This window comes from Dyella acidiphila (assembly GCF_014863405.1).
In the GTDB taxonomy this organism is placed as follows: Bacteria; Pseudomonadota; Gammaproteobacteria; order Xanthomonadales; family Rhodanobacteraceae; genus Dyella_B; species Dyella_B acidiphila.
Genome location: NZ_JACZZA010000012.1, coordinates 311783 through 325165 on the forward strand (window position 1 = coordinate 311783; position 13383 = coordinate 325165).

Here is a 13383-nt window from a genome sequence, read left to right on the forward strand (position 1 = left end):
GGTGAAGCCGTCTCGCGGTGATTCCGCATCGAGCGGCAAGCTCGTGCAACCCCACCCCGGCTCTCCCCTGTCAAGCAGGGGAGGCAGTCATCAGGCTCGGCCCCTGTTCCCGTCACCGCTACAATGCCCAGCTTGCGCCCCGGCGGCGCCCGCAATCTCGGAGTCAACGGCATGAAAGTCCTGGTTATCGGCAACGGCGGCCGCGAACACGCGCTGGCGTGGAAGCTCAAGCAGTCGCGGCGCGTCAGCGAAGTGATCGTAGCGCCCGGCAATGCCGGTACCGCGCATGAGCATGGCCTGCGCAATGCCGATGTGGCGGTTACCGATATCGACGGTCTGCTGAAACTGGCCAAGGCCGAAAAAGTGGAGCTGACCGTGGTCGGTCCCGAGGTGCCGCTGGTAGCCGGTGTGGTCGACAAGTTCCGTGCTGCGGGCCTGCGCATTTTCGGGCCGCGCGCGATCGCTGCGCAGTTGGAAGGCTCCAAGGCTTTCGCCAAGGATTTCCTGCTACGCCACAACATTCCCACCGCGCGCTATGCGGTGTTCACCGAACTCAATCCGGCCCTGGCCTATGTGCGCGAGCATGGTGCGCCGATCGTGATCAAGGCCGATGGCCTGGCCGCCGGTAAGGGCGTGGTGGTGGCGCTCACCTTGGGCGATGCGGAACTGGCCTTGCACGACATGCTCGGTGCGCATGCGTTCGGCGATGCGTCTGCGCGCGTGGTGATCGAGGAATTCCTCGAAGGCGAAGAAGCCAGTTACATCGTGATGAGCGATGGCGCCCATGCCTTGCCGATGGCCAGCAGCCAGGACCACAAGCGCCGCGACGACAACGACCTCGGCCCCAATACCGGCGGCATGGGTGCGTACTCGCCCGCGCCGGTGGTGACGCCCGAGGTGGAAAAACGCATTCTCAAGGAAGTGATCGAGCCCACCTTGCGCGGCATGGCATCGGAAGGTGCGCCGTTTATCGGTTTCCTCTACGCCGGTCTGATGATCGACAAACACGGCGCGCCCAAGGTGATCGAATTCAATGTGCGCTTCGGCGATCCGGAGACGCAGCCGATCATGCTGCGCCTGAAGTCCGATTTCGTCGACCTGATCGAAGCCGCGCTGGACGGCGAGCTGCGCCACACACATGCGCAATGGGATGCGCGCCCGTCGATCGGCGTGGTGCTGGCGGCCGGTGGCTATCCGGGCAAGGTGAAAAGCGGGGATCTGATCGAGGGCCTGGATAGCGAGCTCGGCCCGGACGTCAAAGTGTTCCACGCCGGCACCAAGCTCGATGCACATGACCGCCCGATTACCGCCGGTGGCCGCGTGCTTACCGTGTGTGCGCTGGGCAAGGACATCGCCGCGGCACGCGAGCATGCCTATCAGGCGGTGAGCAAGATCCACTTCGACGGCGGCTTCTGCCGCCGCGACATTGCACATCGTGCCTTGCGCCGCAGCTGAGTCGCGCAAGACATAGGCGGCATGGCTGATCGACGCGGACGCCGATCAGCCGGCGCTGTATTGCAGCAGGTCCCAGTGGTTGCCATACAGATCTTCGAACACGGCCACGGTGCCATACACCTCGACGCTGGGAGCGCGCACGAACTGCACGCCCGCAGCGGCCATCCGGTGATAATCGCGCCAGAAATCGTCGGTGCGCAGGAACAGGAATACACGGCCGCCGGCCTGATTGCCGACAAACGGCAACTGCTCCGGCGCGGAAGCACGCGCCAGCAGCAGGCTGGTACCGTGCGACCCGGGGGGTGCAACCACCACCCAGCGTTTGTCCTGTGCCGGTTGGTAGCTGTCTTCGACAAGCACGAAGCCCAGCTTCCTCGTATAGAAGTCGATCGCTTCGTCGTAGTCGCGCACCACCAGCGCGACATGCGCCAGCGATTGCTGCATCGGCGGATTTTCCTCGCCGGTGAACCTGACTTCGGCAATCCAGTTGCGCTGGCGGCGGTCGAGACGTTCTGCGCCGGTCTCTTCATCGAGGGTGGACGATGAGCGGCGCAGCAGCGACGGATCCACGTTTTCAAAAGTATTGACGTTGACTACCGCGTAAAGCTTGCCATCGATCTCGCTGGTCACCAGCGGCACCACGCCACAGCGGACGCAGATATGGAAATCGGCGGTGCCGGTGCCGAAGGCATAGCGCGAAACCTGCTGCGGATCTTGCACCGTTACCGTCAGCGTGCCGCCGGGGCAGGACGTCCACACACCGCCATGCTTGCTGCAGAACGTGCAGGTGCACGCGCGCGCAGGGATCTCCGTCGGATCGGTTTTCCAATCCAGGCTGTAAGCGATATTCCCGCAGTGGCAGCGTCCCGGTGTCAGCATGTGAATCCTCGCAAATTGCGTACGGTAGCGGTCCAGCATAAGTGAGCCCGGCCCGGCAAATCCATGCTGTGCGCATCAGTCGTGCGATCTGCGCCGGTGGCGGATCAGCCAGACATAGATGGACAGGTTCAACAACAGCACGAACGCGCCCAGCAAAAACTGCATGTGCCGGGTCAGCCCATCGGGATAAATCGTCGCCAGCAGGTAGTGGCCGATAAAGTCGCCGGCATAGGCGGTTTGCCCGGCTTGTTCGCGGAAGTGGTTTTCAATGCTGGTAAGCGGGCAGATGCGGCCGCTGAGTTCTACATAAAAACCCCAGGCTGCCGCAGGCAGCTGCAACCATGGAATCCATCGCCAGCGCAGCGCCAGCACGGCACCGAATGCGCAGAAAAGAATAAAGGCCAGATGCAGCGTAAGTACGGTATCGGCGGCGATAAGCGGGAGCATGGCGCGGGGCCGTTGCGCTGGGGATTTTTCCAACCATAGCGCGGCTTGCGGCCGCTGTGCATGCGGCCGGATCGGCCATAGCCCGGTTGCGATAGACGGCGGAGTTTCGCGCTAGGCTACGCACACTCTCGCCGCCAAGGACCCGCATGAGCCAGTTCGCCCTGCTAGGCCGCCGCCGTTTCGCGCCGTTTTTCTGGACCCAGGCGCTGGGCGCGTTCAATGACAGCGCGTTCCGCAATGCCTTGGTCATGCTGGCGGCATTTCAGATGGGGTTGTCCGACCATGCGGTGGGCTTGTACACCAACCTGGCGCCGGCGCTGTTTATCCTGCCGTTCTTCTTGTTTTCCGCCACCGCAGGGCAGCTGGCGGAGAAGTTCGAGAAGACGCGCATCATCCGCTTCGTCAAGCTGTTCGAAATTGCCGCAATGGTGCTGGCAGCATTTGGGTTTATCGGTCATCACCTGAGTTTCTTGCTGGTGGTGCTGTTCATGATGGGCATCCATTCGACCGTATTCGGGCCGATCAAGTACGCCATTCTTCCGCAGGCGCTGGAATCTAGCGAGCTGGTCGGCGGCAACGGCCTGGTGGAAATGGGCACGCAGATGGCTATCCTGATCGGCATGGTCGCCGGCAATGCGTTGATGCTGGTTGCGGGGGTGGGGCCGCACTATTCGGCGGCGCTGACCATTTCCATCGCGGTGATCGGCTACCTCGCCAGCCGCCGGATTCCGCCAGCGCCCGCAACCGCCCCGGACCTGAAATTCAACTGGAATCCGGTGAGCGAAACCGTGCGGGTCTTGCGCATCACGCGCGGGGATCACGCGGTATACAACGCCGTGCTCGGCATCTCCTGGTTCTGGTTCTTCGGCACCGTGCTGGTGGCGCAGCTGCCGCTGTATACGCGGGTCAATCTGGGTGGCGACGGTTCGGTCAACACTCTGGTGCTGACGCTGTTCTCGATCGGTACCGGCGTAGGCGCGCTGATGTGCGAAAAGATGTCCGGCAAGCGGGTGGAAATTGGCCTGGTGCCGCTGGGTGCGTTCGGCCTGACCGCGTTCGGCATCGACTTGTTTCTCGCCCGTCCCGGCGCAGCCGCCATGCGCGGGATGGACTGGCTGGCGTTTCTGCATGCGGGCGGAAGCTGGCGCATCGTGCTGGATCTGATCCTGATCGGCGTGTTTGCCGGTTTCTATGTCGTGCCGCTGTTTGCCTTCGTGCAGCAGCGAACCTTGCGCGACCGGCTGTCGCGGGTGATCGCGGGCAACAATATTCTCAACGCGCTGTTGATCGTGATGGCCTCTCTGTTCGGGCTGGCGCTGGATACGCTGGGCTTCAGTGCGCCGCAGATCTTTCTGTTCGCCGCGCTGCTCAATGTGGTGGTCGCGGCCTACATCTTTACGCTGGTGCCCGAATTCCTGATGCGCTTCATCACCTGGGTGCTGGTGAATTCGCTCTATCGCATTCGTGTCGACGGGATGCAGAACCTGCCCGAGGAAGGGCCGGCTTTGCTGGTCTGCAATCACGTGAGCTTTATGGATCCGCTGATCCTGATGGCCAGCCTGCGCCGTCCGGCGCGCTTCGTGATGTATTACAAGATCTTTCGCATTCCCGTGCTGCACTTCGTCTTCAAGACCGCCAAGGCGATTCCGATTGCGGGGCAGAAGGAAGATCCGGCGGTGTTGCAACAGGCCTTCGAGGATGTCGATGCGGCCCTGGCCCGCGGCGAACTGGTGTGCATTTTCCCGGAAGGCGGCTTGACCAAGGATGGCGACATCGCACCGTTTCGCGCGGGCGTGGAAAAAATTTTGCAGCGCCGTCCGGTGCCGGTGGTGCCGATGGCTTTGCGCGGCTTGTGGGGCAGCGTGTGGAGCCGCCGCGATTCGATGCTGCGCCGTGCACGTCTGCCACGCCGGTTCCGCGCACGGGTCGAACTGGTGGTGGATGCCGTGTGGCCGGCGGCGGACGTGGATGCCGCGATCTTGCAGGACCGTGTGCAGGCCCTGCGTGGCGATATGGCGTAGCGCGCTACGCCTTCAGTGCACCCAGCCGCCCATCACGATCAAGGCCACCACGCTCAGCCATGCCAGCAACGCCCGCAGCAGGGCGTCGCGCAGGCGGCGCAGCTCGTGCAGCGGATCGGTGCGTTCTTCGGTGTAGCCGTCGCCGCCTTCGATATCCGTCAGCACATCGGCGCGCGCCGAGGCACCGAGAAAGCCGGGATTGGACAGATACCAGCTGTTTGGCACCGCCTGCTGATGCCAGCGGCGCCAGGCACCGATCACTGCATCCCAATGGCCGACCAGCGCCAGCGTGAACACCATCAACTGCGCCGGCAGCCAGTCCAGGCCATTGGCCAGATAGCGGGCGGAGGTGCGCGCACCAGGGTCGAGCGCGAGCGTGCTGTCGTGTCCGAGCTGGCGCGCCAGGCGATAGAGCAGGGCGCCGGCCGGGCCGAGCAGGAAGAACCAGAACAGCACGCCGAAGCGGCGGCGCAACGCGGCGTAGGCGGTGGCTTCGCCAAGATCGGCGGTGGTCCAGGCTACGGTCTCGCAGTCGTCGCACAGGGCCTGGGCGGCGTGCTCGCGGCCGGCCTGGTCGGCGGCCTTGAGAATCGCTTCGATGTCGGCTTCAAAGGCGTGCGGACCGAATGAGAACAGCAGCACTGCCAGCCCGAACACCAGTTGCATGAGCGCTGCCAGCGGCAGGCCGTGCAACATCCACACGATCAAGGCGCAGGCGGCAACCGGTGCCAGTACGGTCAGCAGTACGCGCGCGCTGCCGCTGGTATCGCCCAGCTGATTCACCCAGCGCCGATAGCCCGCATCGCCGCGCCAGTGCGCCAGTTGCGGCTGCAGATGCAGCAGTCCGAGAGCGATCAGCGCGGCGAGCAGGCGAATGGCCATGAAACCTCCAAAGGATGGAGCGCATTGTATGCGAGCAACGGTGGCCTGCTCGACCGCTGCTCAGTGGGCGCGTTCGGTCAGCGCAGCCAGGTCCAGGCCGGCTCGCTCGCGCAGCCAGTGCGCGATCAGCTGGTAGGACACCGACAGCCTGCTCGGCGTGCCCAGGCTGCCGTCCGCCAAGCCATCCACGATCTGTTGCGGGGTGAACCAGCGCGCATCTTCCAGCTCGCCATCCCGCAGCCGGATCGCGGAGGAAAGGGCGGTGGCGGTGAAGCCCACCATCAGCGAGGCCGGCATCGGCCAGGGCTGCGAGGAGTGATAGTGCACGTCGCCGACGATCACCCCTGCTTCTTCGGCGACCTCGCGGCGAACGGCATCTTCCAGCGCTTCGCCGGGTTCGATAAAGCCGGCCAGCGTGGAATAGCGGCCCGGTGGCCAGCCGGCCTGGCGGCCGAGCAGGCAAGCACCTTCATGCTCCACGATCACGATGATCGCCGCATCGGTGCGCGGAAAATGCAGGCGCCCGCAGGCCGGATTGGTGCATTGCGCGCGATGCCCGGACGACACCAGTTGTACCGGCGAGCCGCAGCGCGCGCAGAAGCGCGTCTCGCGTTGCCAGTGCGCCAGCCCCTTGGCATACGCAAATAATCCCGCCTCATCGGCGGCCAGGCGCAGACCGGCTTCGCGCAGGCCCATGCGGCGGGCGTTGAGCGACGATTCCAATGCGGTGTGCGGGTGATGTTCGTCCAGCAGCAGCATGAAGTGCGGCTGGCCTTCGGCCATGCCGAGCAGGCTTCGTGCCGCGTCAGGCACCAGGCGCTCGCGCTCGCCGGCATCCAGCCAGCGCAGCGCTTCGCTATCGCGGTGCAGATAGGCATCGCCCGCCGGGTCGAGCAGCAAATAGCGTGCGTCGGGCGCACCGGCCTTGGCATCGACCCAGTCGGCTTCATCGCGCTGTTCGGAAACGCGATCGAGGATCAGGCTGAGTCCGGCGAAAGTGTTGAGGTTCGTCGACGCCATCGGGTTTGATGGCCGCTCAGGTGGAGAACGAGGAGCCGCAGCCGCAGGTGGTCTTGGCGTTGGGATTGCGAATGACGAACTGCGAGCCGCTGAGGTTTTCGCTGTAGTCGATCTCGGCGCCGGTGAGGTACTGCAGCGAAAGCGGATCGACCAGCAGGGTGACGCCTTCGCGGTCCAGCGCGAAATCGTCTTCCGCGCGTTCCTCATCGAAGGTGAAGCCGTACTGGAAGCCCGAGCAACCGCCGCCGGTGATGTACACGCGCAGCTTCAGCCCGGGGTTGCCTTCCTCCTGAATGAGCTCGTGGACCTTGCGGGCGGCCGCTTCAGTGAAGACCAGCGGAGCGCCGGCCTGGCGGTAATCGGGGATAGCGACAATGGTTTCCATGGCGCGGAACTGGGGCTGATGGGGGGCAATTACAAGCATATCAGCTGCCACGCCCCGTCCTGCGGAGTTCCCGCGCCCGGGCCGATCAGACGGTGGCAGGCTCCGAGCGCACTTCCGGCGCCGGCAGCTCGCGCTGGGCGTGATCGTCGCCCTGATGCGCCATGCGGCCATTGACCTGGGCGCCGGCCGCCATCTCCAGCGAGCTGTAGCGAACATCGCCGACCACGCGGGCCTGCGGCGCCAGCTCCAGCCGTTCGCTGGCGTAGATATCGCCGGTCACGTGGCCGTTGATCATGGCGTGCGGCACGCGCACCTCGCCTTGCACTTGGCCATGCTCGCTCAGGGTGAAGACGGCATTGGGGCCTTCGCCGAGCACGGCGCCCTCGATGCGGCCATCCAGATGCAGGGTGCCGGTGAAGCGGACATCGCCGCGGATGATGGTGCCTTGCGCGATCAGACTGGTATCGGCGTGGCGCGGCGTTTGTTCGTGGCGTTTACGGCTGAGCATCGGTGTCCCCCTGATTGGTGGTAACTGGGCTGGATAGGGCGTCGCTCCAGGCCACGGCGCGGCTTACAGGATCGCCATTTTCGGGCTGGACTGTGACATGCAGGCGAGTGGGCCGAAAATCTGACGGCAGTGCAATTGTCGTATGTAGCTGTTCGAAATACCGGAATTTGAATGGAATTCCAGTTTTTTCCGCGGCATCGCCCAGGGCGGACCAGTCCAGTTGCATCACTTTGTCGTTGCGCAGGCCTTCCACGCTGATCATGGTGGTGCCACTGGTATCGTCGTCGCGCTTGATGTTCTGAGTAAGGCTGACGGTGAGATTCCAGGCCGACGAATGCGGCAAGGGCTGCAGCGAAACTTCCTGCACCTTCAGGCCTTCGCGTTGCGCATCGCCGCCGACCAGGCGCGAATAGAAGCTCAGGTCAGCACGCAGTCCGCTGATTTCTTCATCGCGTCGGGAAATGGTCTCGCGCAAGGCCGTGGTTGCGACATCGGCTACCTGCTGCGAGCGTTGCAGATTGGCTACTTGCTGCTTGAGGTTTTCGTTCTCGGCAGTAACCGTGCGCAGTTCGCGGCGATCCGAAATGCGTGGCACGACACCCTTCCACGCACCCACCGCCAAGGCGGCGATCAGCGCAACCAGCAACACGCTGCCGAGCCACGCCAGGCCAAGCCACAGCACACGCCGGCGCTGGCTGACAGCGTCGGCGTGCGGGCGTACGACATAGCGCGGCGGTGGGCGCGAAGCCATGGGCGGCCTTTCCGGGAAAACGGAGGGTATAGCCCGGGGGTGACAAAACCGTCAAGGAATCGTGCTGCGCTTTGTGGCGATGGTCGCTTTGCTGCGTTGCAGGGCGCGCCTTTTTTAACTTTTGCTTCAGCTTTCCATTTTCGACTGCAGATAACGTTCTGCACCGATGTCCTTGACCAGGCTGAGCTGCGTTTCCAGCCAGTCGATGTGTTCTTCTTCATCGTGAAGAATGGTCTTGAACAAGTCGCGACTGACGTAGTCGGCAATACCTTCGCAGTGTCCGATGGCCTGGCGCAGATCTTTCGTCGCCGCCAACTCCAGGTCGAGGTCGCCCTGGATGCATTCGAGCACGTTCTCGCCGATGCGCAGCTTGCCCAGATGCTGCAGGTTGGGCAGGCCTTCCAGAAACAGGATGCGCTCGATCAGGTGATCGGCGTGCTTCATCTCTTCGATGGATTCCTTGTATTCGTGCTCGGCCAACTCCTGATAGCCCCAGTTCTTGAACATGCGGTAATGCAGGAAATACTGGTTGATGGCGGTCAGTTCGTTGTAGAGCACCTTGTTGAGGAACTCGATGACCTTGGCGTCGCCCTTCATGGCTGCTCTCCGTACGTTGGCTGAAGTGGGGAACTATACGGATTCTTGCTCATGCATGACGGCAATACGAAGCGTTTGCACGAACGAAAACGCCACCGATTTGTGTCGGTGGCGTTCCTGACCAACAAGTGGACCTGAAATCAGGCGGCGACCAGGATCGGCAGATCCAGCGCGACTTGCGCAATGGCGACATCCAGTGTGGAGCGCGCCTCGGCTTCGCAGCAGCCGCAGCAGTCCGAGCAGCCGGTACGGGTCTGCAGCTCGGCGAAGCTGCGCACACCATCGGCCGCGGCGCGGCGGATGTCATGGTCGGTAATGGCGTTGCACAGGCATATGTACATGCCGCGCATTTTCAACGCGAATGCGAATGATTGTCAACAAGTGTTCGCTGGGAACGGCCTGGCCCGTTCAGGCAGCCTGGCGCTTGCCGCGGTTGCTGCGCGGATGCGGCTGCGGCCCCAGCTCGATGCTGAGCATGGTTTCCACCAGCGGGGCGAAATGGCGCAGCGCCCGGTGGTACACGTCCCGCTTGAAATTGACCACGTGCGCGGCCGGATACCAGAAATCCACCCAGCGCCAGAGGTCGAACTCCGGCTTGTCGCAGGCGTCCAGCCGCAATGCGTCTTCGCCGCCCACCAGCTTGAGCAGGAACCAGACCTGTTTCTGGCCGATGCAGGTGGGCTGCTGGTGATGGCGGATATAGCGGCTGGGCAGCTTGTAGCGCAGCCAGCCGCGGGTAGCGGCCAGGACTTCGACGTGCTGGGGGGAGAGGCCGGTTTCTTCTTCCAGCTCGCGGTACATGGCTTCCAGCGGCGTTTCGTCGCTGCGCATGCCGCCCTGGGGGAATTGCCAGCCGTCGCGGTGGATGCGGCGCGCCCAGAACAGCCGGCCGTCTGCATTGAGCAGAACGATGCCAACATTCGGACGGTAGCCATCAACGTCGATCATCCAGCCTCCTCGGATCATGTCAGCGTTTTCCGCTAGGCGTGTAGCGCTTTGATCCGGGATCGATTCAACCACAGCCTACAAAGGCGGGGCAAGCCAACCACTTGAACCGCAAGGGCGAGACGATTAAACTGCCGCGCCCCGCCTGAATCCGGCCGAACCCGGTTCCCCATAGGCGATATACGCACTCCATGGCTATGTAGCTCAGCCGGTTAGAGCACAGCACTCATAATGCTGGGGTCGGTGGTTCGAGTCCACCCATAGCCACCAAATACCCCTCCATCCCCGTCCAGTCAAGTCCGAGAAACCCAAGTGTACCAAGGGTTTCGGGCATTCTGTTGTCTCATGTCGTCCAGCGGCGTCCATTGAAATCCACCTTCTGGTGACGGTAGGTTTGGCGGTAACTGGTTCTACCGTCAGAAGGGTTACCGTCATGGCGCTTACCGATACTGCTGTTCGCAAGGCGAAGCCTGCTGATAAGCCGTACAAGCTGACGGATGGTGATGGTCTATATCTTCTTGTGAACCCCAATGGCTCAAAGTGGTGGCGTTTCGACTACCGTTTCGCGGGCAAGCGCAAAACGCTGAGCATGGGGATTTATCCCGACACAGGCTTGGCCGAAGCGCGGGAGAAGCGGGATCAGGCCCGTAAACAGGTCGCCATGCAAAATGACCCGGGCGCGCTACGCAGGGCTGAGAAGATCGCCGGCGTCGAGCGGGCGGCGAACAGTTTCGAGGTGATCGCCAGGGAGTGGCTGGAGGTGAAGCGATCGGAGTGGACGCCTGGGCAGTTCGACAAGGAGCGCCTGCGCCTGGAAAACCATGCTTTCCCGCGAATCGGTGCTTTGGCGATTACCGGTATAGGCGTGGCGGAGATCCGCCCCTTGCTGGCGCACCTGGTGAAGCAGGGGCATATCGAGCAGGCCCATCGCCTCCGGCACCAGCTCAGTCGGGTTTTTCGCTTTGCTGTGGCCACTGAGCGCGCCAGCCGCGATCCAGCTGCAGACCTGCGCGATACCCTGCCAGCGCGCAACCCCAAGAATCATCCGACGATCACCGATCCGAAGCAGGTTGGGGAGCTGATGCGGGCGATCGACGGCTTCACCGGCACTTTCCCGGTGAAGTGTGCCCTGCAGCTGGCGCCCCTGTGGTTCTGTCGGCCCGGTGAGATCCGTATGGCGGAGTGGTCGCATTTCGACCTCGAGGGCGAGCACCCGGCCTACACCGTGCCGCCGGCGAACCGAAAGCTGAAGAAAGCGGCTAAGGAGAATTCACAAACGCCGCCGCATATCGTTCCACTCTCCAGGCAGGCGTTGGAGATCCTGCGCGAGCTGCATCCGCTGACAGGCCACGGGAAATATCTCTTCCCCGGTGGGCGTGATCCCAGGCGTCACATGTCAGACGGAGCGATCAATGCTGCGTTGGCGCGTATTGGCTATAAGGGCATCATCACTGGCCACGGCTTTCGCCACATGGCCCGCACGCTGCTCGGTGAGATGGGGTGGAGTGCGGAGGCCCTCGAGCGCCAGCTATCGCACAAAGAACCGGGTGTGGCTGGCGTTTACAACAAAGCGCAGCATCTCCCGGAGCGCAGGAAGATCATGCAGGCGTGGTCGGAGTATTTGGGCGGCCTTCGCGTTGGCGGCGAAGTGGTCGCACTCAAAAATCGCGCTGGGCGGCATTAACTTTCACAGCTTGTTGACGGGACAATGTGACGTGTTACGTCACATTGTTTGCGACGCCCCTAATAACCCGTCGCAATTGATGCATCTAATTAAGCCTGCCCTAAATATTTACGCCTTGTCCTATTGACGTGAACTGTGTAAGACCCCAATATTTTGAAGCGTCTGGGAAGAGTCGCTAAGCGCCTCGACTCGTGGCTTTAAGCCACGACCCCAGTCGCTTTTTTTTGCCTGCGAAATTAAGGGGACGTAGGCCCATGCATCTTTGCTACATCGATGAGTCGGGCACATCAGCAGTGCCAGGGAACAGCAGCCATTTCGTGCTTGCCGGGTTGGCGATCCCCATCGACAAATGGAAGTACGCGGATACGCAAATCCAAGCTATCCAAATAGCACACCGACTCCCGAGCGCTGAACTCCATACGGCGTGGATCCTCAGGCCCTATCTTGAGCAAACGAGGATTCCTAATTTCGAGCAGCTTAATGATGCTGAGCGAAAAAACGCTGTTCGTCGCGAAAGGAATGCACATCTTCTGAAGCTTCAGCGGGCGAGGAACGCAAAAGCTTACAAGCAAACGAAAAAGAATTACGAGAAGACTGACGCGTACATCCATCTAACCAACGTCGAGCGACGTGCGTTTGTGCTGGCGGTCGCTGAAGAGGTGAGTAAGTGGGACTTTGCGCGACTGTTTTGCGAGTGTGTCGACAAGCTTTATACCGATCCCGCAAAGACGGGGCGATCAATCGATGAGCAAGCGTTCGAGCAGGTCGTCTCGAGGTACGAGAGCTATCTCGCAGCTAGGTCAAAAAGAACAAAGGTCCAAGAGTATGGGCTTATCGTGCACGATAACAATGAAACCGTTGCGAAACGCCACACCGAGATGATGAGATATTTCCATGCTCAGGGAACGCTATGGACGCGTATAACGAACATCATCGAGACGCCGCTATTTGTAGATAGTCAATTGACGAATATGGTGCAGCTCGCAGATCTATGCAGTTATGGAATTCGCCGCTATATAGAGAACAATGAAGCTGATATATTCGATCGGATTTACAAAAGGGCTGATAGGTCACTCGGGAAAGTGCATAGCGTTCGGCACTATACGAATCTAGCGTGCAAATGCACGATGTGCGAAAAGCATCGTAAGCAGCCCAGGCGCTACACCGTGAAAAGCATCGTAGGTGGAGCTAAGCCGGTAACGAAGTGATTTTATAACCCCGTTCCGGCGGGGCATGTGCGAAGTTCCCTGATCATACGGCCTTATGAACAATGATCTACTGATGCATCTAAAGGTCGCGCCGAATTAGCCGTTATCACATGGATTCCACGTAGGGCGCCCATCATGGACAGCGAGGCCTACTTCAAGCGAGTACAAGAGATTTGGTTTGGCAAACTAAGTGAGCGTTACGCGCGTGCGCTGTCTCTAGCTTTTGTAACATGGATCGCCACATCGTTCGCCATACGCTTCGACTGGAATTGGCTGAGTAATCTAACTACGTCAATTCTTGATGCAAAGCCGCTGGTCTTCTTTTTGCTGTGCTGGTGCGTGGTCCGCATTTTCGAACTAAGTCGCGTCACCTTTTTCAAAGCTAAAGGTGGAGATAGCAAATTATCCAGGCGTCTGCTTGATGGGACTACAGATGCTGCAACAGTAAAGACAAGATCCGGACTGAGTGGCCTGCACTAACTGGTCCAGATGTAGGGTTAGTTTAAGCAGCGAGCTTCAGATGTACATCCTGGATGGCTGGCAGGACAGCTTCAGGAGCCGGTGGCCGATAATTCAACGCGCTATGCGGCCGAACCGTGTT

The 13383-nt window shown here is 61.4% G+C and carries 15 protein-coding genes, 1 tRNA gene and 1 pseudogene; 6 read left to right on the plus strand and 11 right to left on the minus strand.

The annotated features are described in order from the left end of the window. Positions 1–171 precede the first annotated feature (171 nt). The gene (purD, locus tag IGX34_RS18220; protein WP_192557155.1) at positions 172–1455 is read left to right on the plus strand and encodes a phosphoribosylamine--glycine ligase; all 1284 of its coding nucleotides are present in this window, start codon (positions 172–174) and stop codon (positions 1453–1455) included. Between the two features lie 45 nt (positions 1456–1500). Here the strand turns inward: purD and IGX34_RS18225 are convergent, their stop codons facing one another. The 3 genes and pseudogenes from IGX34_RS18225 to IGX34_RS18230 form a co-directional block, all read right to left on the minus strand. Beyond that, entirely contained in the window at positions 1501–1899 is a 399-nt protein-coding gene (locus tag IGX34_RS18225) for a VOC family protein (RefSeq protein ID WP_192557187.1), read from the minus strand. A gap of 138 nt (positions 1900–2037) precedes the next feature. Next, positions 2038–2373 (minus strand): annotated as a pseudogene (locus IGX34_RS22555) (GFA family protein); the annotation flags it as partial. Positions 2374–2409: 36 nt separating this feature from the next. Continuing rightward, positions 2410–2781 (minus strand): DUF2784 domain-containing protein, encoded by a 372-nt coding sequence (locus IGX34_RS18230; RefSeq protein WP_192557156.1) that lies wholly within the window; start codon positions 2779–2781, stop codon positions 2410–2412. A gap of 146 nt (positions 2782–2927) precedes the next feature. Between IGX34_RS18230 and IGX34_RS18235 the strand changes: the two genes are divergently transcribed. Next, on the plus strand, positions 2928–4802 hold the full coding sequence (locus tag IGX34_RS18235; protein ID WP_192557157.1) for an MFS transporter: 1875 nt from the start codon (positions 2928–2930) through the stop codon (positions 4800–4802). 12 nt (positions 4803–4814) lie between these two features. On the opposite strand, the gene ampE is transcribed toward IGX34_RS18235, so the two are convergent. The 8 genes from ampE to IGX34_RS18275 all read right to left on the minus strand — a co-directional run bounded on the left by ampE (position 4815) and on the right by IGX34_RS18275 (position 9893). Further along, a complete protein-coding gene (gene ampE / locus IGX34_RS18240) occupies positions 4815–5684 on the minus strand; it encodes a regulatory signaling modulator protein AmpE (protein ID WP_192557158.1) in 870 nt (289 codons plus the stop codon). Positions 5685–5744: 60 nt separating this feature from the next. Continuing rightward, on the minus strand, positions 5745–6704 hold the full coding sequence (gene nudC / locus IGX34_RS18245; RefSeq protein WP_192557159.1) for an NAD(+) diphosphatase: 960 nt from the start codon (positions 6702–6704) through the stop codon (positions 5745–5747). A gap of 16 nt (positions 6705–6720) precedes the next feature. Beyond that, positions 6721–7089 (minus strand): iron-sulfur cluster insertion protein ErpA, encoded by a 369-nt coding sequence (erpA, locus tag IGX34_RS18250; RefSeq protein WP_192557160.1) that lies wholly within the window; start codon positions 7087–7089, stop codon positions 6721–6723. Positions 7090–7174: 85 nt separating this feature from the next. Further along, complete coding sequence (locus tag IGX34_RS18255) at positions 7175–7597, minus strand: bactofilin family protein (protein WP_192557161.1); 423 nt, start codon at positions 7595–7597, stop codon at positions 7175–7177. Next, positions 7584–8348: a DUF6776 family protein gene (locus tag IGX34_RS18260; RefSeq protein ID WP_192557162.1), complete on the minus strand. Its 765-nt coding sequence runs from the start codon at positions 8346–8348 to the stop codon at positions 7584–7586. The genes IGX34_RS18255 and IGX34_RS18260 overlap by 14 nt, the downstream gene beginning before the upstream one ends. Before the next feature lie 126 nt (positions 8349–8474). Continuing rightward, the gene (gene bfr / locus IGX34_RS18265) at positions 8475–8945 is read right to left on the minus strand and encodes a bacterioferritin (protein WP_192557163.1); all 471 of its coding nucleotides are present in this window, start codon (positions 8943–8945) and stop codon (positions 8475–8477) included. Positions 8946–9085: 140 nt separating this feature from the next. Continuing rightward, complete coding sequence (locus IGX34_RS18270) at positions 9086–9295, minus strand: (2Fe-2S)-binding protein (RefSeq protein WP_425598805.1); 210 nt, start codon at positions 9293–9295, stop codon at positions 9086–9088. A gap of 58 nt (positions 9296–9353) precedes the next feature. Then, positions 9354–9893 carry an RNA pyrophosphohydrolase gene (locus IGX34_RS18275; RefSeq protein WP_192557165.1) on the minus strand — a complete coding sequence of 180 codons (540 nt, stop codon included), beginning with the start codon at positions 9891–9893 and terminating at the stop codon, positions 9354–9356. A gap of 190 nt (positions 9894–10083) precedes the next feature. Here IGX34_RS18275 and IGX34_RS18280 point away from each other — a divergent pair. The 4 genes from IGX34_RS18280 to IGX34_RS18295 all read left to right on the plus strand — a co-directional run bounded on the left by IGX34_RS18280 (position 10084) and on the right by IGX34_RS18295 (position 13262). Further along, positions 10084–10160 (plus strand) — tRNA-Met (locus IGX34_RS18280). 163 nt (positions 10161–10323) lie between these two features. Then, on the plus strand, positions 10324–11574 hold the full coding sequence (locus IGX34_RS18285; protein WP_192557166.1) for a tyrosine-type recombinase/integrase: 1251 nt from the start codon (positions 10324–10326) through the stop codon (positions 11572–11574). Positions 11575–11828: 254 nt separating this feature from the next. Next, the gene (locus IGX34_RS18290; protein ID WP_192557167.1) at positions 11829–12782 is read left to right on the plus strand and encodes a DUF3800 domain-containing protein; all 954 of its coding nucleotides are present in this window, start codon (positions 11829–11831) and stop codon (positions 12780–12782) included. Between the two features lie 135 nt (positions 12783–12917). Then, positions 12918–13262 (plus strand): hypothetical protein, encoded by a 345-nt coding sequence (locus IGX34_RS18295; protein WP_192557168.1) that lies wholly within the window; start codon positions 12918–12920, stop codon positions 13260–13262. Positions 13263–13383: the final 121 nt, after the last annotated feature.

Bases quoted from the DNA above. Each gene is read 5' to 3' on its own strand.
- IGX34_RS18255 (WP_192557161.1), bottom strand. From the start codon at position 7,597: ATGCTCAGCCGTAAACGCCACGAACAAACGCCGCGCCACGCCGATACC.
- IGX34_RS18290 (WP_192557167.1), top strand. From the start codon at position 11,829: ATGCATCTTTGCTACATCGATGAGTCGGGCACATCAGCAGTGCCAGGG.
- erpA (WP_192557160.1), bottom strand. From the start codon at position 7,089: ATGGAAACCATTGTCGCTATCCCCGATTACCGCCAGGCCGGCGCTCCG.
- nudC (WP_192557159.1), bottom strand. From the start codon at position 6,704: ATGGCGTCGACGAACCTCAACACTTTCGCCGGACTCAGCCTGATCCTC.
- IGX34_RS18260 (WP_192557162.1), bottom strand. From the start codon at position 8,348: ATGGCTTCGCGCCCACCGCCGCGCTATGTCGTACGCCCGCACGCCGAC.
- purD (WP_192557155.1), top strand. From the start codon at position 172: ATGAAAGTCCTGGTTATCGGCAACGGCGGCCGCGAACACGCGCTGGCG.
- IGX34_RS18230 (WP_192557156.1), bottom strand. From the start codon at position 2,781: ATGCTCCCGCTTATCGCCGCCGATACCGTACTTACGCTGCATCTGGCC.
- IGX34_RS18235 (WP_192557157.1), top strand. From the start codon at position 2,928: ATGAGCCAGTTCGCCCTGCTAGGCCGCCGCCGTTTCGCGCCGTTTTTC.
- IGX34_RS18295 (WP_192557168.1), top strand. From the start codon at position 12,918: ATGGACAGCGAGGCCTACTTCAAGCGAGTACAAGAGATTTGGTTTGGC.
- ampE (WP_192557158.1), bottom strand. From the start codon at position 5,684: ATGGCCATTCGCCTGCTCGCCGCGCTGATCGCTCTCGGACTGCTGCAT.
- bfr (WP_192557163.1), bottom strand. From the start codon at position 8,945: ATGAAGGGCGACGCCAAGGTCATCGAGTTCCTCAACAAGGTGCTCTAC.
- IGX34_RS18225 (WP_192557187.1), bottom strand. From the start codon at position 1,899: ATGCAGCAATCGCTGGCGCATGTCGCGCTGGTGGTGCGCGACTACGAC.
- IGX34_RS18275 (WP_192557165.1), bottom strand. From the start codon at position 9,893: ATGATCGACGTTGATGGCTACCGTCCGAATGTTGGCATCGTTCTGCTC.
- IGX34_RS18285 (WP_192557166.1), top strand. From the start codon at position 10,324: ATGGCGCTTACCGATACTGCTGTTCGCAAGGCGAAGCCTGCTGATAAG.
- IGX34_RS18270 (WP_425598805.1), bottom strand. From the start codon at position 9,295: ATGCGCGGCATGTACATATGCCTGTGCAACGCCATTACCGACCATGAC.